An 18,129-nucleotide genomic window follows, 5' to 3' on the forward strand; every position below is an offset into this window, starting at 1 on the left:
ACCCCTCAACTGCTTACACCGTACCCGATTGCGCGTACGCCGTAAGCAGTTTTTTTCCGGGGGTTTTAAGCTGAGGTCATGACGAGCGGCGACAAGGGCATGACCGACACCAGTGGCAGCGGCGACATCGTCCGCACCCTCGAACTGCTCTGGGACACCGGCCCGCGCCCGAGCCGGGGCCCCAAGCCCGCCCTCACCCTCGACCAGATCGTGGAGGCCGCCGTCCGGGTCGCGGACACCGAGGGCCTCGAAGCGGTCTCCATGCGCCGCGTCGGCGCCGAGCTGGGCACCAGCGCCATGTCGCTGTACCGGTACGTCCCCGGCAAGGCCGAGCTGCTCGACCTCATGCTGGACCGCGTCCAGCGCCCGGGCGAGGACCCCGACGGCCTCGGCGACGACTGGCGCTCCGCCCTGGAGGGCATGGCCCGCGCCACCCTCGCCCTCTACCGGCGCCACCCCTGGCTGCTGCACGTCAACCAGTCCCGGCCGATCCTCGGCCCGAGCGCGCTCGACGGCATGGAGAAGGTGCTCTCCCGGATCCGGCCGATGGGACTGAGCGACCCCGAGCTGATCTCGGCGATCCTGGTGATCGACTCGTACGTCGTCGGCGCCGCGCGCACCCAGGTCTACCAGGAGGAGGCCGAGCGCCGGTCCGGGCTGACCACCGCCGAGTTCTTCGCCGCCCAGGCCCCGGTCCTGGAGAAGGTCATGACCACGGGGCGCTACCCCGTCATGGCCGGCCTGTCCGACGACACCTGGAGCTCCGACTTCGACCACTTCGAGTTCGGACTGCAACGGATCCTCGACGGACTGGACGTGTTCGTGTCACAGCGGGCCCGGGAGCGATCAGCGGACACGTAGGCTCCCGCCGTCGGCGCTTCACGGTGAACCGCCGGCTCAGGGAGGGGAACCCACCACATGGCACTTCGTACGTTCCTGCGCACCCTCGGCCCGGGCGCGCCGTCCGTCGACACCGTCGTCACCACGGCCCGTGTCCGGCCCGGCGCCCCGCTCCAGTGCGAGGTCACCGTGCGCGGCGGCGGCGCGGACCTGGACGTGGAGCGGCTGCGGCTCGAACTCGTCGTCCGCGCGGAGGACCTGGAGCCGGACGGCTCCACCGGCTGGAACAACCCGTACGTCGTCACCGAGACGGCCGTCGGCCCCTTCCGGCTGCCGCAGGGCGGGACCGTCGTCCGGCGGATCGCGCTGGACGTGCCCTGGGAGATGCCGCTCACCCACGAACGGGGCCTGAGGCTGTCCGGCAGCCGCGTCGCCGTCCGCACCGAACTGGCCGTGGACAGCGCCGCGGACAAGGGCGACTTCGACGAGATCGAGGTGCACGCGCTGCCCGCGCAGGAACTGCTCTTCCAGGTCTACCAGGACCTCGGCTTCCGCTTCCACGAGTCCGAGGTCAAGCTCGGCAGGGAGCGCTGGCCGGACCGGATGAAGGACCGCCGCACCGCGCCCTTCTGGCAGGAGCTGGACTTCTGGTTCCCCGCCTCCTGGAACCGGGGCACCCAGGAGCTGGAGACGGTGCTCATCACCCGCCCCGACGCACTCGACGTCCACCCCGGCGGCTACCCCCCGGTGACACTGCCCGCCGGCGAACCCGACCGCGCCGCGTGGCGGCAGGCGGTCGAGGAGCACATCCGCTCGTACTGGGCCTGACCGGCCCGCCGGGGCCCGCCCGCCGGGCCCCGGCGCTCACTTCCTGCGCCGCAGCCTGCTCAGCCCCACCAGGGCGGCCACGGCCGCGCCCACGGCGAGTGCGCCCCTGCCGATGCTGATCCCGCCGCCTCCGTCGTCGTCCCCGTCGTCGTCCCGCGCGGTCCCGCCCGCCGGCGCGGGCGACCCGGAACCCCCGGTCCCGCCGCCGGGCGCCTCCCCCGGCTCCACCGAACTCCCCGCGCCCTCGGCGCCGTACATCAGCCGCGACCCGTCGGCGGTGTACGTGACGGACTCGCCCTGGCCGAGGAACGGCACGCTCAGCCGGCCGGTCCGCTCGATCCGCCCGCCGTTCCAGTCGTAGGCGACCGCCCCGAAGTAGCTGCGCACGACGAGCCGTTCGCCGTCCGGGGACAGGGCGGCGTCGGTGGCCTCCAGGTCGGGGACGTCGGCGACGCGCGTGAACACGTTGCCGCCGGAGGCGGTCAGTTCGGGCGGCCCCTGGTAGAGGTGGCTGCCCCGCTCGTCCTTGTCGACGATGTAGACGCGCCCCGTCCTCGGGTGCACCACCAGCGACTCGGCGTCCCGCGCGCCGTCCGCGTACGTCACCACGTACTGCGTGGCGGGCACCGTCGCGTCCTTCAGGGTCTTCGGCTCGGGCAGCCGGTAGATCCACACGTGCGGCCAGCTGCCGCCGAGGTTGTCGCCGATGTCGCCCACGTAGATCTGGTCGTCCGGCCCGATGGAGATCGCCTCGACGTCCCGCGGGCTGCCCACCCCGGTGAGCGTGAGCGTCGCGACCGTCTCGCCCGTCCGGCTGTCCACGGCGTACAGGTGGGCGCCGTCGTCGCTGTCGTTGTGGGTCCAGTAGATCCCCGGGTGCTGCCGGGAGGCGGCCAGGCCGCTGGACTCGGTGATGCGCGGGTCCTTGATGGTGAACCCTTCGCCCGCCTCGGCTGCGGAGGCGGGCGGCATGGCGAGCGCCCCGGTGACGAGGGCCGCGGCGAGGAGCACGAACGTTCGGCGCATGCCCCAAGCCTGCCACCCCCGGCCCGTGTTCACGGCGGGTGGCAGGCCTCACACCCCGCGCCGAGTCCGCCCGTCCCGTGGATCGTCCATCATGAGCGGATGCTCAGGTTCATGCCCGTAGGCGACTCCATGACCATCGGCAGCGCGGGCGAACACACCTGGCGTCACCGTATGTGGCAGCACCTGTGCGCGACGTACGGCGGCCCGTTCACCCTCGTCGGACCGCGCGAGACGCTGTACGACAAGGCGGCCGGCGCGCCCACGTCGTACGCCTACGCCGACCCCGGCTTCCCCCGCGCCCACCTGGCCGGCTGGGGCGAGGGCTGGCTGCACATGGCACCGCTCGTCGGGGACGCGGTCCGCGAGACCCGCGCGGACGTCCTGCTGGTCTCCCTCGGCCTGATCGATCTGGGCTTCTACACCAACGCCGAGCAGACCGCGGAGAACGTGCACGCCTTCGTCGCCGCGGCCCGGCAGGCCGAGCCGCGCGTCCGGATGGTGATCCTGCCGGTGATCCCCAACATCCGCGCCCGGCAGGACCCTCCGTTCGCCGAGCAGGTCACCCGCTTCAACGAACTCCTGGCCAAGGCGGTCGCCGACCTGGACACCGCCCGCTCCCCCCTGCTCCTCGCCTCGCCCCCGGCCGCGTGGGACATCCACCGCGACACCTACGACGGCACCCACCCCAACGCGAGCGGCGAGCACAGGATCGCGGGCGCGTTCGCGCAGGCGATGTGGCAGGGGTGGGGGGTCGGCGGCGAGTACGGCGCGTGACCGGCCGGACGTTCGTATCGTTGTACTGCGCGGACGCACCCGTTCGGGGGGCGGCCGGGGAGGAGCGCCACGATGACCGTCCTTGAAGACAGGATCGCGATGGCCGAGAGCGACAACACGATGACGCTCGACGACATGTTCGAGCGGCTCGAGAAGATGCCCGTCCCCGAGGGATACAAGGTCGAGATCGTCGAGGGGACCGTCTACATGTCGCCGCAGCGGGACACCCACTGGGAGATCATCCTGGACATCGTCGAACAGCTGCGCACGAAGTATCCGCGCAAGCGCATCAAGTCCGACGTGCGGATCGACTACCCGGGACACCTCAACGGCTTCGCGACCGACGTGACCGTGATTGCGGAGGACGCCACGAAGACGGAGAGCGGCCACTGGTGCTGCGAGGACGTCATGTTCGTCGCCGAGATCATCTCCAGGAGCACCGGCCAGAACGACTACGGCCCCAAGAAGACCGCCTACGCCACCGCCGAAGTCCCGGTCTACCTGGTCGCCGACCCGTACCAGGGCCGCTGCCACCTCTACACCGATCCCAAGGACGGTGACTACGAGGTCGAGACGATCGTCTCCTTCGGCAAGGACCTCGACCTCACCGGCACCGTCGTCGACCTCGTGCTGAGGACGGACGAGTTCCCCCGCGACTGACCGCCGGCCCGCCCTTGCTTCGAGCGCACTCCAAGCCGTTGGCTAGGTGTTCATGAAGTACACGCAGCTCGGACGTACGGGACTCAAGGTCAGCCGCCTCGTCCTCGGCACCATGAACTTCGGCCCGCAGACCGACGAGGCCGACAGCCACACGATCATGGACGCCGCCCTGGACGCGGGCATCAACTTCTTCGACACCGCGAACGTGTATGGATGGGGGGAGAACAAGGGCCGCACCGAGCAGATCATCGGCAGCTGGTTCGCCAAGGGCGGCGGGCGCCGCGACAAGGTCGTCCTGGCCACCAAGGTGTACGGCAACATGGCCGGGGACGGCCCGTCCACCTGGCCCAACCACGACAAGCTGTCCGCGGTGAACATCCGCCGCGCGGTCGACGCCAGCCTCCAGCGCCTCGGCACCGACCACATCGACGTCTACCAGTTCCACCACATCGACCGGGCCACCCCGTTCGAGGAGATCTGGCAGGCCATCGACGTCCTCGTGCAGCAGGGCAAGATCCTCTACGCCGCCTCCAGCAACTTCCCCGGCTACAAGATCGCCCAGGCCAACGAGGCCGCCGCCCGGCGCGGCTCCCTCGGTCTGGTCAGCGAACAGTGCCTCTACAACCTGTTCGAGCGGCGCGCCGAGATGGAGGTCATCCCGGCCGCCCAGGAGTACGGGCTGGGCGTCATCCCCTGGTCGCCGCTGCACGGCGGCCTGCTCGGCGGAGTGATCCGCAAGGAGGGCGAGGGCAGCCGCCGCGCCTCCGGCCGGTCCGCCGAGACCCTCGCCGACCCGGCCGTGCGCGCCCGGATCCAGTCGTACGAGGACCTGCTCGACAAGCACGGTCTGGAGCCCGGCGAGGTCGCCCTGGCCTGGCTGCTCACCCGCCCCGGCGTCACCGGCCCCATCGTCGGCCCGCGCACCCTGGCCCAGCTGGAGTCGGCCCTGCGCGCGCTCGAGCTGGAGCTGTCGCCGGAGCTGCTGACCGGCCTGGACGAGATCTTCCCGGGCCCGGGCCCGTCCCCGGAGGCCTTCGCCTGGTGACACCGGGCAGCGGCCCGCGAGGGCGCGGGGAACTGCGCGACGAGCCGCGGACGGCCCGCGGCCGGAAGACGCGGCAGTTCCCCGCCGCTATCCTCCCAGCGCCGAAGCCAGGGCCACGACGACGAACATCAGCACGAGCGCACCGGCCATGATCCGGTTCCGGGTTTTCGGGTCCACGTACCGAGACTAACCGGCCGCGCCCAGCGGCCAGCGGGCGACCGCCTCGTAGCGCGGCTGTGCGCCGGGCTCCGCGGACCGCGGGAGGCGGCTGCGCACCAGGACCAGCTCCGCCACCGTCCAGGTGCGGCTGGTGAACGCGTGGAGGGCCTGGACGTACGGCCGTACGTCCACGGCCGTCCGGCTGCGGGCCACCGTCAGGTGGGCCTGGTAGCGGCGGTGCTCCCCCATCGGGACACCCGCCTTGCGCGCCGCGGACTCCGCGCGGTCGGCCAGCAGCCGCAGCGTCGCCACGTCGCCGTCCGCGCCGGTCCACAGCGCCCGCCCGTGCCCGAACTGGCCGCCGCCGCGCAACGCCAGCGGGAAGGGCTCGGTGCGCCGCGCGGCGCGCTCCAGGCGGGCCGAGAGTTCCGGCAGCAGCTCCTCGTCCACCTCGCCGTAGAAGGCGAGCGTGAAGTGCCAGCCGGGGCGCCCGGTCCAGCGCAGCCCGCCCGCGCCGGGCAGCGCGCGCAGCGCGGCCAGCTCCGCGGCGAGCTCCCCGGCGACCTCGTCGGGCGGCAGCACGGCGGCGAAAAGTCTCATGCGGCCAGCGTGGCAGGGATCGGGCCGGAGATCACGCCGGATCGGAGGGGCGGGCCGGCGGCCGAGGAGACGTGCGCCGAGGAGTACGCCGCGCGGGCGGCGGCGTGCTGCACCGCGCACGCGGCACGAGGACCGCCCGGCGGGAAGCCCCTGCCGGGCCCGGCCGCGCCCGGCCCGGAGGGCACGCGCCCCCGGGGGCCGGTGGGCCGGTCAGGCCGCCGTCGCCAGCTCCTTGCGCCGCTCGCGCGGCACGAAGCGCACCGTCGGGTGCCCGTGGTTCCAGCCGACGGCGAGGCGCAGGCCGCCGGTGCGGGCGAGGATCAGGCCGATCGTGGCGGCGGCCAGCGCGGCGATCGCGCCGCCCGCGGCGAGACCGGCCCGGGCGCCGTAGGTGTCGGTGATCCAGCCGACGATCGGCGCGCCGACCGGGGAGCCGCCGAGGAACACCATCATGTAGAAGGCCATCACCCGGCCGCGCATGGCCGGGTCGGTGGCCATCTGGATACCGGTGTTGGCGGTGACGTTGACCGTCATGCCGAAGATGCCGAGCGGGATCATCAGCGCCGCGAACATCCACAGCTGCGGGGTGGCCGCGGCGACGATCTCCACCGTGCCGAACACCAGCGCCGCCGTGCTCAGCACCCGCAGGCGGGCCGTGCCGCGCCGGGCGGCGAGCAGGGCACCGGTGAGGGAACCGACCGCCATGAGCGTGTTGAACAGGCTGTAGGTGCCGGCGCCGGCGTGGAAGACGTCGTCGGCGAAGGCGGTGAGGTAGACGGGGAAGTTGAAGGCGAAGGTGCCGACGAAGCCGACCAGGACGATCGGCCAGATCAGCTCCGGGCGGCCCGCGACGTAGCGCAGGCCCTCGCGCAGCTGGCCCTTGCCGCGCGGGGCGCGCTCGACGACGTGCAGGTCGCGGGCGCGCATCAGCAGCAGGCCGGCGATGGGCGCGACGAAGGACAGGCCGTTGAGCAGGAACGCCCAGCCGGTGCCGACGCCGGTGATCAGCAGGCCCGCGACGGCGGGGCCGACCAGTCGGGCCGACTGGAAGTTCGCCGAGTTCAGGCTGACCGCGTTGGGCAACTGGCCGGGGCCGACCATCTCGCTCACGAAGGACTGCCGGGCCGGGTTGTCGACGACCGTGGCGAGGCCGACGGCGAAGGCGGCGACGTACACGTGCCACACGGCGACGTGGCCGGTCAGGGTGAGTGCGGCGAGCGCGAGGCCGGTGACGGCCATGGCGGACTGGGTGACCAGCAGGAGGGGCCGCTTGGGGAGGCGGTCGACGAGGACGCCGCCGTACAGGCCGAACAGCAGCATCGGCAGGAACTGGAGCGCGGTGGTGACGCCGACGGCGGTGGCGGAGCCGGTGAGGCTCAGCACCAGCCAGTCCTGGGCGATGCGCTGCATCCAGGTGCCGATGTTGGAGACGACCTGGCCGAGGAAGAACAGGCGGTAGTTCCTGATCCTCAGCGAGCTGAACATGGAGGCCCGGCCGGTGCGGGGGGCCTCGGGGGCGGATGCGGTGTCGTGGGTGGTCGGTGCGGGGGCGGAGTCTGCTCCGGATCCCGTACTCAAAAGGGTTCGCCTCCTCCTTGCGACTGCTGCCTACAGGTGCGCGAGCTTCTCCAGCACGGGGGCGGCGGCGCGCAGCTTGGCCCACTCGTCCTCGTCGAGGCCCTCCACCAGGGTGGCCAGGAAGGCGTTCCGCTTGCGGCGGCTCTCCTCCAGCATGGCTTCGGCCTGTTCGGTCGGCGTGACCACCTTCTGGCGCCGGTCCTCGGGGTGCGGCTCCAGCCGGACCAGCCCCTTGCCCTCCAGCAGCGCGACGATGCGGGTCATCGACGGCGGCTGGACGTGCTCCTTGCGGGCGAGTTCGCCCGGTGTGGCCCTGCCGCAGAGGGACAGGGTGCCCAGCACCGACATCTCGGTGGGGCTCAGTGACTCGTCGACCCGCTGGTGCTTGAGCCGACGGGACAGCCGCATGACGGCGGAGCGCAGGGAGTTCACGGCGGCAGCGTCGTCGCCATGGTTGAGGTCCGGCATGTTCTTTAGCGTAACTCATTACCCTCGCTAAAGACCACTCGCAACAGCCGTCCCCGCCCGTGACTCGTACCACGAAAACGCCGAATCTCACCCGAAGGGGTGATCCAGGAGTGGAAAGTCGTCCGCCGGCCCCGGCGTGCGCCGACCCTCGTCTCCATGGGGACCAGCGTGCTCAGCCTGCGGATGGACGGGGAGCTGCTCGAACGGCTCCGGCACCACGCGGCGAAAAGCGGAATGAGCGTCCAGGACTATGTCGTCCGGACGCTCATCCGCCATGACTTCGACGAGCGCTTCCAGGCCGCCGTCGAGGAGACCGAGAAGTTCTACGACGGGGTCACCTGAGCCCCGCGCGCGGCACGGCTCAGGTGAGACCCAGCGCCGGCATCAGGTAGTAGAAGGCGAAGACCGCCGACACCGCGTACATCGCCGCCGGGACCTCCCGGCCCCGCCCGGCCGCCAGCCGCAGCACGGCGAACGTGATGAAGCCCATGCCGATGCCGTTGGTGATCGAGTAGGTGAACGGCATCATCAGCATCGTCACGAAGGCCGGCACGGCGATCGTGTAGTCCGCCCAGTCGATCTCCTTGACCGATCCCGCCAGGATCAGGAAGCCCACCGCGACCAGCGCCGGTGTGGCCGCCTGCGAGGGGACCATGGTGGCGACCGGGGTCAGGAAGAGCGCCACGGCGAACAGACCGCCGGTGACGACGTTCGCGAAGCCGGTGCGGGCGCCCTCGCCGACCCCGGCCGTGGACTCCACGAAGGCGGTGGTGGCCGAGGAGGAGCTGGCGCCACCCGCGGCGACCGCGATGCCGTCGACGAACAGGACCTTGTTGATGCCCGGCATCTGGCCCTGGGCGTCGGTCAGCTTCGCCTCGTCGCCGACGCCCATGATCGTGCCCATCGCGTCGAAGAAGCACGACAGCAGCACGGTGAAGACGAACAGGACGCCGGTCAGCACGCCGACCTTCTCGAACCCGCCGAACAGGCTGACCTCGCCGACCAGGCCGAAGTCCGGGGTGGCGACCGGGTTGCCCGGCCACTTCGGGGTGGTCAGGCCCCAGGACGGCACCTTGGCGACGGCTTCGACGACGACCGCGACGACGGTCATCACGACGATCGAGATCAGGATCGCGCCGGGCACCTTGCGGACGATCAGCGCGAGGGTGAGCAGGGCGCCGAGGACGAAGACCAGCACCGGCCAGCCGTTGAGGTGGCCGTCGCCGCCGAGCTGGAGCGGGACGGTGGTGTGGGCGGCGTCCGGGATCCGGGAGACGAAGCCGGCGTCCACCAGGCCGATCAGCATGATGAACAGGCCGATGCCGATGGAGATCGCCTTGCGCAGCCCGAACGGCACGGCGTTCATCACGCGCTCGCGCAGGCCCGTGGCGACCAGCAGCATCACGACGAAGCCGGCCAGCACGACCATGCCCATCGCGTCCGGCCAGGACATCCGCGGCGCGAGCTGGAGCGCGACCACCGAGTTCACGCCGAGACCGGCGGCGAGCGCGATCGGGACGTTGCCGACGACACCCATCAGCAGGGTGGTGAACGCCGCGGTCAGCGCGGTCGCGGTGACCAGCTGGCCGTTGTCGAGCTGGTTGCCGTACATGTCCTTCGCGCTGCCGAGGATGATCGGGTTCAGCACGATGATGTAGGCCATCGCGAAGAAGGTGGCCAGACCGCCACGGACCTCGCGCGCCAGGGTGCTGCCACGCTCCGAGATCCTGAAGTAGCGGTCGAGGGCGCCGTGGGCGGACGCCTTGCCCGGCTGCTCGGGCGTGGGGACCTTGGCGGGAGCCGAGGTGGTCATTGGTGGTTTCCTACGAGCAGAAGTGGTCAGAGACAAACGGTTTCAGTATGAACATATGAGTCCTTGATTGCCATCTCCGCGCGTAGAACCGTTCCGCGCCTAGACTGCTCGGCATGGAGAAGTGGACCCCGAAGCACGAGGCGCCGGAGCCCCTGGAGGGCCCCGTGGTCGCCACCATCACCGGCGGCACCGTCCTCTGGTTCGTCCTCTTCCTGGCCCAGCTCCCCTTCTACGGCTGGTTCGACGAGCACGGGCACACCTGGTGGGTGTGGACCTGCCTGGCCGGCGGCGGCCTGGGCCTGATCGGCATCTGGTACGTCCGCAAGCGGGACGCCGCCCTCAAGCGCGCGGCACGGGAACGCACCCCCTAGGGGGGCGTCCCGGGACGGCCCCGCCCGCCCCGTACGACCGGGGCAGGACACCGCCGCGACCCCGCTCCTCCCCCGGTCGGATCTTCCGCGCATTCGGCGAGTGAAGCCCCGAATCCGCACGTACCGTCGAATGCATGACCCACATCGACGCGGACGCCCACACCGGCCCGGCGCGCCCCCTCTCCGCGGTGCCGCCCGGCGGGCTCACGGCCGCGGAGGTCGCCGAGCGGGTGGCGCGCGGGCAGGTCAACGACGTGCCGGTGCGCAGCAGCCGGTCGATGGCGGACATCATCCGGGCGAACGTGTTCACCCGGTTCAACGCGATCATCGGCGTGCTCTGGGTGATCATGCTGTTCGTCGCGCCGATCCAGGACGGCCTGTTCGGCTTCGTCATCCTCGCCAACACCGGGATCGGCATCGTCCAGGAGTGGCGGGCCAAGAAGACGCTCGACTCGCTCGCGCTGATCGGCGAGGTGCGGCCCACGGTGCGCCGCGACGGGGTCGCCGCCGAGGTCGCCACCTCGGAGATCGTCCTCGACGACGTCCTGGAGATCGGCCCGGGCGACAAGGTCGTCGTGGACGGGGTGTGCGTCGAGACCGACGGCCTGGAGATCGACGAGTCGCTGCTCACCGGCGAGGCCGACCCGGTCGTCAAACGCCCCGGCGACCAGGTGATGTCCGGCAGCTTCGTGGTGGCCGGCGTGGGCGCCTTCCAGGCCGTCAAGGTGGGCCGCGAGGCCTACGCCGCACAGCTCGCCGAGGAGGCCTCCCGGTTCACCCTCGTCCGGTCCGAGCTGCGCTCCGGCATCTCCACCATCCTCAAGTACGTCACCTGGATGATGGTCCCGACCGCGATCGGCCTGATCATCAGCCAGCTGGTGGTCAAGGACACCGCCTTCAAGGACTCCGTCGCCCGGACCGTCGGCGGCATCGTGCCCATGGTCCCCGAGGGCCTGGTGCTGCTCACCTCGGTCGCCTTCGCGATCGGCGTGATCCGGCTCGGCCGCAAACAGTGCCTGGTGCAGGAGCTGCCCGCGATCGAGGGCCTGGCCCGCGTCGACACCGTGTGCCTGGACAAGACCGGCACCCTCACCGAGGGCGGCATGGACGTCACCGAGCTGCGCGTCCTGGACGGCCACGAGGAGGCGTACATACGCCGTGTCCTCGGCGCCCTCGGCGAGTCCGACCCGCGCCCCAACACCTCCCTCCAGGCGATCATCGACGCCTACCCGGACGCCGAGGACTGGCGCTGCACCGAGTCGCTGCCGTTCTCCTCCGCCCGCAAGTACAGCGGCGCCTCCTTCAGCGAGGGCGACGGCGAGACCAGCACCTGGCTGCTGGGCGCCCCCGACGTACTGCTCGGCCCCGGCGACCCGGCCCTCACCGAGACCGAGCGGCTCAACGAGCAGGGCCTGCGCGTCCTGCTGCTCGCCCGCGCCGCCGGCGACGACCTGGACTCCGCCGAGGTCGCCCGGGGCGCCAGGCCGGCCGCCCTCGTCGTCCTGGAGCAGCGGCTGCGCAAGGACGCCGCCGACACCCTGCGCTACTTCGCCGAGCAGGACGTCCGCGCCAAGGTCGTCTCCGGCGACAACGCGGTCTCGGTCGGCGCGGTCGCGGGCAAGCTGGGCCTGAGCGGCGCCGTGGTGGACGCGCGCTCGCTGCCCGGCGACCGGGAGGGCATGGCGGCGGTCCTCGACGAGGGCACGGTGTTCGGCCGGGTCACCCCGCAGCAGAAGCGGGACATGGTCGGCGCGCTCCAGTTGCGCGGGCACACGGTCGCGATGACCGGCGACGGCGTGAACGACGTGCTCGCGCTGAAGGACGCCGACATCGGGGTGGCCATGGGCTCCGGCTCGGAGGCGACCCGGGCGGTGGCGCAGATCGTGCTGCTGAACAACAGCTTCGCCACCCTGCCCTCGGTGGTGGCGGAGGGCCGCCGGGTGATCGGCAACATCACGCGCGTGGCGACGCTGTTCCTGGTGAAGACCGTCTACTCGGTGCTGCTGGCGATCCTGGTGGTCTGCTGGCAGGTGGAGTACCCGTTCCTGCCCCGCCACCTCACCCTGCTGTCCACCCTCACCATCGGCGTCCCGGCGTTCTTCCTGGCGCTCGCGCCGAACAGGGAGCGGGCGAAGCCGAACTTCGTGCGGCGGGTGATGCGGTACGCGATCCCGGGCGGCGCGCTGGCCGCGCTGGCGACCTTCGCGACGTACCTGATCGCCGGGCACCACTACTCGGGGCCGGGCGCGCTGGACGCGGAGACCAGTGCCGCCACGCTGACGCTGTTCCTGATCTCGATGTGGGTGCTGGCCATCATCGCCCGCCCCTACACCTGGTGGCGGATCGCGCTGGTCGCGGCGATGGGCGCGGCGTTCGTGGTGGTGCTGGTGGTGCCGTGGCTCCAGGACTTCTTCGCGCTGAAGCTGGTCGGTGTGACGATGCCCTGGATCGCGGTGGGCATCGCGGCGGGAGCGGCGGCCGCCCTGGAACTGCTGTGGAGGTGGGTCGGCCGCCGGTTCCCCGCGTGAGAGTGCCCGGGGGTTACTGCACGTCGACGAGGTCGCCCGCGGCGTTCACGGCCGGGACGGCGACGTTGCCCGCGAAGCTGTAGCGGTAGTAGCCGTCGGCCGACGCCTTGACCGTCGTCTTCAGGACACCGCCGGCGGCGGACTTGACGGTCTTCACCGTGGTGTAGCTGGTGGCGTTCTTCGTGCGGAACTGAAGCTTCACCGACTGGTTGGCGTACCCGGAGTACTTGTGGGTCTCCCAGTTGGCGATGGACAGCTTGCCGGCCACGGTGAGGGTGGCGCCCTTCTTCACCGGCTCCGGGGTGGCGTCGACGGTCAGCAGGGAGGCGCGCTGGACCCGCGCGGTGCCGAGGTCGCCCTGGTCGGCGTAACCGACCTTGGTGATGTCGAAGTCGAAGCCTTCCGGGTCCTGGCCGTTGTAGTCGATGGCCAGGGCCGCGCCCTTCCAGGTGCCGGCGTCGCGGTTGAGCAGGTCGTCCTGGGCCGGGTAGATGTCGATCTTGCCGGTGCAGGCGGCGGTGGTGGCCGAGGTGGCCTTGCAGGTGGCCGGGCTGTTGCCCATCAGCGGCACGGCGGTCGGCGCGTCGAAGCTGCCGCGGTACAGGTAGGGGGCGGTGAGGAAGTCGGCGGACTTCACGTCGACGTCCGAGCCGTGGGTCAGGGTGTAGGTGACCGTGCGCGAGACGTGGGCGCCGGTGCCGACCGCGATCTCCTTGGCCACCTTGAAGTTGGAGAAGGTGACGTTCAGGTCGTACGGCTTCCCCGGGGCGCGGTCGTTCGCGGCCCGGGCGATCTTCGCGGCGTCGGTGCGGTAGTCGCCGTCCTGGGCGGTCCCGCCGGCGGCCTGGGCGGCCGGGACGGCGAGGGCGGAGAGGGCCAGGGCGCCGGTGACGGCGGCCACGGTGGCTCGTATGCGCATGCGTTCCCCAAGTGGATGATCGTGAAGTCGAGTCATGACTCACGTGGTCAGATGGGCTTGAGGGGCCGGGGGTTGCCTGGGCCGGGCAGTGCGGCCGAAAAACGCGCCCGGCCCCGGGAAAGGGCACGGCCCCGGACGGCTTCCGGGGCCGTGGCCGCGGCGGACGCCGCGGGAGGTGCTCAGCGCACGTCGACGAAGTCACCCGCGGCGTTGACGGCCGGGGTGCTCGTGGTGCCCGCGAAGCTGTAGCGGTAGTAGCCGTCGGCGGACGCCTTGACCGTGGTCTTCAGGTTGCCGTAGCTGTTCGTCTTGATCGTCTTGATCGTGGTGTAGCTGGTCGCGTTCTTCGTGCGGTACTGGAGCTTCACCGACTGGCCGGCGTACCCGTTGTACTTGCCGGTCTCCCAGTTGGCGCGGGAGAGCTGGCCGGTGACGGTGAGGGTGGCACCCTTCTTCACCGGCTCCGGGGCGGCGTTGACCGTCAGCTTGGAGAAGCGCTGCAGACGGGTCGTGGTCAGGTTGTCGGCCTCGGTGTAGCCGACCTTGCTCCAGTCCGGCTCGTCGGCCATGAGCTGGTCGTTCCAGTCCACGGCGTAGCCGACGGCCTTCCAGGTGGTGGCGTCCGCGTTCATCAGGTCGCCGTCGGCCGGGTAGATGTCGACGGTGCCCTTGCAGGACGCGGTCGTCGCCGAGGTGGCGGTGCACACCGGGTAGTCGTCGCCGATCAGGACGTTGACCGGCTTCTCGAGGGTGCCGCGGTAGAGGAAGACGTCCAGCTCGAAGTCTTCGGCGTCCAGGTCGATGTCCGCGGCGTGCGTCACCTTGAAGGTCAGCGGCACGGTCTTCTTGGCGGTGGTGCCGACCGCGATCGGCTTGCCGGCGTTGACCTTCACGCCGGAGAAGGTGAGGTTCAGGGCGTAGGGCGTGCCCTCGTCCGCGGCGGCGGCGGAGAAGGCGCTGCGGTCCGACCCGGCGGAGGCGGCCTGGTGGGCGGCCAGCACCGAGGCGACCCGGTCACCGCGGCTCGGGGCGTCGGCGGCCTGTACGGCCGGCGCGACGACGACGGACAGGGCGAGGGCACCGGAGACGGCGCCGAGGGTGGTGCGGATGCGCATGGTCTTCCCCGTGGAGAGAAAGGGGCCCCGCCGCCCGTCGAACCGCACGGCTGGTGAGGTGCGTACGGGGCCCAAGTGATCGCGGAGTCTGTTGACTCGCATGATCAGATCCACGGGACGGGCCGATGGTTGTACGTCCGGTGAGGAATTCGTGCGCGAAGTCCGCGAGATCCCTCACCGGCCCCCTGGGCCCGCCCCGCGCCGGCCGTGACGGTCGCACACTGGTGCGCCGGTCGCACCGGGTCAGTCGAACCAGCGGTCCCGCGCCAGCTCCTCCGTCCGCGACGGGTCCTCCAGCAGCGCGGCCACCTCGAAGCGGCGCGGCCACTGCCCGGCCGCCCAGGCCAGCCCGGCGGCGACGCCCTCCAGGGTGGCGGCGTGCAGCACCCCGTCGGCGGTCACCCGCCAGTCGATCTCCACGCCGTCCACGACCAGTTCCTCGTGCTCGACGTACGACCGGGGCGTTCCCGGCCCGAGCAGCACCCGCACCGCATCCGGTACGTCGTGCTCGGCGCCCTCGCTCGTCACTTCCCCGGTGACCGACTCGCTCAGCCGCCGCACCTGGAACAGCTCGGCCAGCTCGGCGGCCCGGCTCGGCCGCACCGGCAGCAGCGGCACCCCGCCGGTGAACGGCAGCAGGTCCGGCGAGTCGACGACGACCGCGTCGGCCGCGTCCACCACCTCCACCCGCCCGTCCACGACCGCCCGCACCTCGTCCGGCAGCGTCACCAGATCCGGGTCCAGCTCGGCCAGCGCCCCGTACAGACCGTGCAGTTGGGCGGCGGTCACCTGCCGCCGCGGGTCGGCGAGCCGGTCCAGCAGCTCCGCCGCGCCGCCCGGCTCGTCGAGCAGCGCGGCCACCGAGGTGCGCACCCCGAGCGCCCGCAGCACCTGCTCGTCGTCGAACCCGGTGGCGTCCGCCTCCTCGTACAGCCCGCGCAGCAGCGGATCACCGCCGGCGGCGAGCAGCCCGGCCGGACGGCGGCCGTCCAGCACCGGGTGCCCGCGCAGCCACCACGCCGTGTACGGCCGCACCACCTCGTGGGTGCCGTCGGGCAGCAGGATCCGCACCGGCTGGGTGAGCGCGTCGCGCAGCGGCGGCCGGGCGAGCAGGGCGAGCGCCTGCGGCCACTTGTCGTCGTCGACCAGGTCCAGGTCCCGTACGGCGACCAGTTCGGTCGCCACCGGCGGCACCGGCGTGTCCGGGAACCGGTCCAGGACGTCCTCGCACCACACGTCCACGGCGTCCAGCAGCCCGGGATCGTCCGGCTCGGCGAAGTCGCCCTCCCGGGGCTCCAGTTCGTCCGGGTCGAGGACCACGTCCGTGGCCCGCACCAGCGCGAAGTCCGCCAGCACCCCGCACGCGGCGAGTGGCCCCTCACCGAACCGCTCGGCCAGCTCGGGGTCCAGCAGGGGCAGTTCGCCCTCCCGCATCACCCGGGCGAAGGCACTGCCCGGGAAGACCAGCTCACCGGCCGGGGTCGGCTCCCCCTCCTCGTCCGGCAGCGCGAGCGCGCCCAGCCACGGCTCGTCACCCGGCTCGAGACCCGCCTCCCGCACCAGCGTCAGCACGAGGTCGGCCAGCTCCTCCGCGTCGAGCGCGTCCTCCTCCCAGCCGGCGCCGCCCCCGTCCTCGTCCAGGGAGGCGGCGACGGCGGCCCGCACCTGCGGCGTGGTCAGCACGGCCCGCGGGGTCGCCGGGAGCGCGCCCAGCTTCTCCAGCAGCGGGTGCGCGGCGTCCGGATGGGCCACCTTCAGCCCCAGCCGGGCCAGCACCTCCGGGTCGGTCACCGTGGCGTCGGCGAGGGGCAGCAGCACCCGCCGCGGCCCGATCGTCGTCCTGCCGTCGGCCAGCGGCACCGGCAGCCCCGACAGCCGGTCCGGGTCCACCCCGGCGAGACTGTCGTACAGCCGCCACCACCAGCCGGGCTCCTTCTCCAGCCCGGCCAGCCGGTCCACCGCGTCCGTCAGCGGCACCCGGGCCACCCCCAGCGTCCGCAGCTCCACCCGCCGCTCGAGACCCGCCGGCAGCAGCGTGGGCAGCACCTCGGCGAGCACCCGCACGGTGTCCGCCCCGGCACCCTCCACCACCTCGGCGTCCCGGGGGCGCAGCGACTCCGGCACCTCGCCGTCCCCCTCGGCGGGCGGGAGGGCGGGGGGCAGGAACGACGTACGCGGCAGCCGCTGGAGGATCGCCTGCCGCAGCGCCCCGTCCAGCTCGCCCTTGCCCAGCGGTCCGGGCACCAGGCCGATGATCCCGTCCGTCACCGGCCGCCAGTCCGCCAGCAGCGCGGCGTAGGCGTCCGCCGCCCGCTCCACCAGGAAGTCCGTGAGCGGGCCGGGGGCGGCGTGCCGCCGGGTGGTGTCCAGCGGGAAGGACGCGATGAGCAGCGCGGGCACCCCCAGGGGCTCGTCACTGGGGGTCGGCGCGTGCACCACCGGAGCGGTCCGGGGCCGGGCGGGCGCCCCGCTCCCCTGCTCCACGGGCACGGCCCAGGTGACCGACCAGTACGGCCGCAGCCGCTCCTCGACCGGCCGTCCGGCCAGGAGAGCGGGCTCCAGCGAGCCGTGCGCGGACGAGGTGCGCCAGGTCGTCGTCCCGTCCCGTGAGTCCTCCACGACGGTCAGCGCACCCTCGGCCCGCCGCCACAGGGTCCGCGGCGCGTCGTCCCCGATCTCGACGACGACCTCCTCCAGTCCCGGCAGGGTGAGCAGGAGCGCGTCGTCGACGGCGTGCAGCAGCCGCTCCGCGAGATCGGCCGCGGCCGCGTCCCGCAGCGGCAGGATGACCGCCGTGTCGTACGGCTCCGGCGGGCGTCCCTCGGCGGCGAACGGCAGCCGCAGCAGCGGCACGTGCCCGTCCCGCCGCCTGATCTCGTCCCCCAGCCCCGGGCTGTGCCGCGCCACCTCGGCGGCCAGGTCCCGCGCCTCGGCCAGCGACCAGCGCACCCCGCCGTGCCGCCCGACGACAGCGGGCTCGTCCGTCACGGCGAGCACGGCCGCGAACCCGACACCGAACCGCCCGACGGCCCCGTCACGGGTGTCCCGCTTGGCGGACGCCCGCAGCGTGGACAGGGACTCGACACCCGCCGCGTCCAGTGCGGCACCCGTGTTCGCGGCGACCAGGACCCCGTCCCGGAGGGTGAGCCGGAGCCGCCCGGGCACGTTCGCGCGGGCGGCGGCATCGGCGGCGTTCTGCGCCAGCTCGACGACGAGCCGGTCCCGGTACCCGCCGAGGACCAGGTCCTCCTCGGCGTTGGCGTCCTCCCGGAACCTCGCCGGACTGGTCGCCCACGCGTCCAACACCCCACGCCGCAGCCGCCCCGTCCCGAACGGATCGGCCCCCTCGGCCGCAGGCCGCACGTACTTGCTCACGTTGCCTTCTCCTCCTCGACGAGAGGACGA

Annotated in this window: 16 protein-coding genes; 8 read left to right on the top strand and 8 right to left on the bottom strand. The window is 72.4% G+C overall.

Features of this window, described 5'->3' with window-relative positions; translation table 11 throughout:
- The first annotated feature begins 78 nt into the window (after positions 1–78).
- On the top strand, positions 79–861 hold the full coding sequence (locus SGLAU_RS14985) for a TetR/AcrR family transcriptional regulator (RefSeq protein WP_043501868.1): 783 nt from the start codon (positions 79–81) through the stop codon (positions 859–861).
- Between the two features lie 57 nt (positions 862–918).
- Positions 919–1,668: a sporulation protein gene (locus SGLAU_RS32915; protein ID WP_052413765.1), complete on the top strand. Its 750-nt coding sequence runs from the start codon at positions 919–921 to the stop codon at positions 1,666–1,668.
- 36 nt (positions 1,669–1,704) lie between these two features.
- Here the strand turns inward: SGLAU_RS32915 and SGLAU_RS14995 are convergent, their stop codons facing one another.
- On the bottom strand, positions 1,705–2,694 hold the full coding sequence (locus SGLAU_RS14995; RefSeq protein ID WP_043501869.1) for a hypothetical protein: 990 nt from the start codon (positions 2,692–2,694) through the stop codon (positions 1,705–1,707).
- A gap of 99 nt (positions 2,695–2,793) precedes the next feature.
- Between SGLAU_RS14995 and SGLAU_RS15000 the strand changes: the two genes are divergently transcribed.
- From SGLAU_RS15000 to SGLAU_RS15010, 3 genes are all read left to right on the top strand, one after another.
- A complete protein-coding gene (locus SGLAU_RS15000) occupies positions 2,794–3,468 on the top strand; it encodes a GDSL-type esterase/lipase family protein (RefSeq protein ID WP_043501871.1) in 675 nt (224 codons plus the stop codon).
- Positions 3,469–3,540: 72 nt separating this feature from the next.
- Positions 3,541–4,128 carry a Uma2 family endonuclease gene (locus SGLAU_RS15005; RefSeq protein WP_043501873.1) on the top strand — a complete coding sequence of 196 codons (588 nt, stop codon included), beginning with the start codon at positions 3,541–3,543 and terminating at the stop codon, positions 4,126–4,128.
- A gap of 52 nt (positions 4,129–4,180) precedes the next feature.
- Entirely contained in the window at positions 4,181–5,173 is a 993-nt protein-coding gene (locus tag SGLAU_RS15010) for an aldo/keto reductase (protein ID WP_043501875.1), read from the top strand.
- A gap of 186 nt (positions 5,174–5,359) precedes the next feature.
- Here the strand turns inward: SGLAU_RS15010 and thpR are convergent, their stop codons facing one another.
- The 3 genes from thpR to SGLAU_RS15025 all read right to left on the bottom strand — a co-directional run bounded on the left by thpR (position 5,360) and on the right by SGLAU_RS15025 (position 7,978).
- On the bottom strand, positions 5,360–5,932 hold the full coding sequence (gene thpR / locus SGLAU_RS15015; RefSeq protein WP_043501877.1) for an RNA 2',3'-cyclic phosphodiesterase: 573 nt from the start codon (positions 5,930–5,932) through the stop codon (positions 5,360–5,362).
- Between the two features lie 210 nt (positions 5,933–6,142).
- Complete coding sequence (locus SGLAU_RS15020; protein WP_078957727.1) at positions 6,143–7,510, bottom strand: MFS transporter; 1,368 nt, start codon at positions 7,508–7,510, stop codon at positions 6,143–6,145.
- Between the two features lie 30 nt (positions 7,511–7,540).
- Positions 7,541–7,978: a MarR family winged helix-turn-helix transcriptional regulator gene (locus tag SGLAU_RS15025; protein ID WP_043501880.1), complete on the bottom strand. Its 438-nt coding sequence runs from the start codon at positions 7,976–7,978 to the stop codon at positions 7,541–7,543.
- A 156-nt stretch (positions 7,979–8,134) separates the two neighbouring features.
- Here SGLAU_RS15025 and SGLAU_RS15030 point away from each other — a divergent pair, with 156 nt between their 5' ends.
- The gene (locus SGLAU_RS15030; protein WP_043506640.1) at positions 8,135–8,320 is read left to right on the top strand and encodes a hypothetical protein; all 186 of its coding nucleotides are present in this window, start codon (positions 8,135–8,137) and stop codon (positions 8,318–8,320) included.
- A gap of 19 nt (positions 8,321–8,339) precedes the next feature.
- Here SGLAU_RS15030 and SGLAU_RS15035 read toward each other — a convergent pair whose 3' ends face one another.
- Positions 8,340–9,791: an NCS2 family permease gene (locus SGLAU_RS15035; protein WP_043501882.1), complete on the bottom strand. Its 1,452-nt coding sequence runs from the start codon at positions 9,789–9,791 to the stop codon at positions 8,340–8,342.
- Between the two features lie 113 nt (positions 9,792–9,904).
- On the opposite strand from SGLAU_RS15035, the gene SGLAU_RS15040 reads away from it, so the two are divergent.
- Entirely contained in the window at positions 9,905–10,162 is a 258-nt protein-coding gene (locus SGLAU_RS15040) for a DUF2530 domain-containing protein (protein ID WP_043501884.1), read from the top strand.
- 134 nt (positions 10,163–10,296) lie between these two features.
- On the top strand, positions 10,297–12,690 hold the full coding sequence (locus SGLAU_RS15045; protein WP_043501886.1) for an HAD-IC family P-type ATPase: 2,394 nt from the start codon (positions 10,297–10,299) through the stop codon (positions 12,688–12,690).
- A 13-nt stretch (positions 12,691–12,703) separates the two neighbouring features.
- On the opposite strand, the gene SGLAU_RS15050 is transcribed toward SGLAU_RS15045, so the two are convergent.
- The 3 genes from SGLAU_RS15050 to SGLAU_RS15060 form a co-directional block, all read right to left on the bottom strand.
- Positions 12,704–13,609 (bottom strand): DUF5707 domain-containing protein, encoded by a 906-nt coding sequence (locus SGLAU_RS15050; protein ID WP_043501888.1) that lies wholly within the window; start codon positions 13,607–13,609, stop codon positions 12,704–12,706.
- A gap of 179 nt (positions 13,610–13,788) precedes the next feature.
- Positions 13,789–14,724, bottom strand: coding sequence for a hypothetical protein (locus tag SGLAU_RS15055; RefSeq protein WP_043501889.1), 936 nt, complete (start codon positions 14,722–14,724; stop codon positions 13,789–13,791).
- 243 nt (positions 14,725–14,967) lie between these two features.
- Positions 14,968–18,099, bottom strand: coding sequence for a sacsin N-terminal ATP-binding-like domain-containing protein (locus tag SGLAU_RS15060; RefSeq protein ID WP_043501891.1), 3,132 nt, complete (start codon positions 18,097–18,099; stop codon positions 14,968–14,970).
- Positions 18,100–18,129: the final 30 nt, after the last annotated feature.

Source organism: Streptomyces glaucescens, assembly GCF_000761215.1.
In the GTDB taxonomy this organism is placed as follows: Bacteria; Actinomycetota; Actinomycetes; order Streptomycetales; family Streptomycetaceae; genus Streptomyces; species Streptomyces glaucescens_B.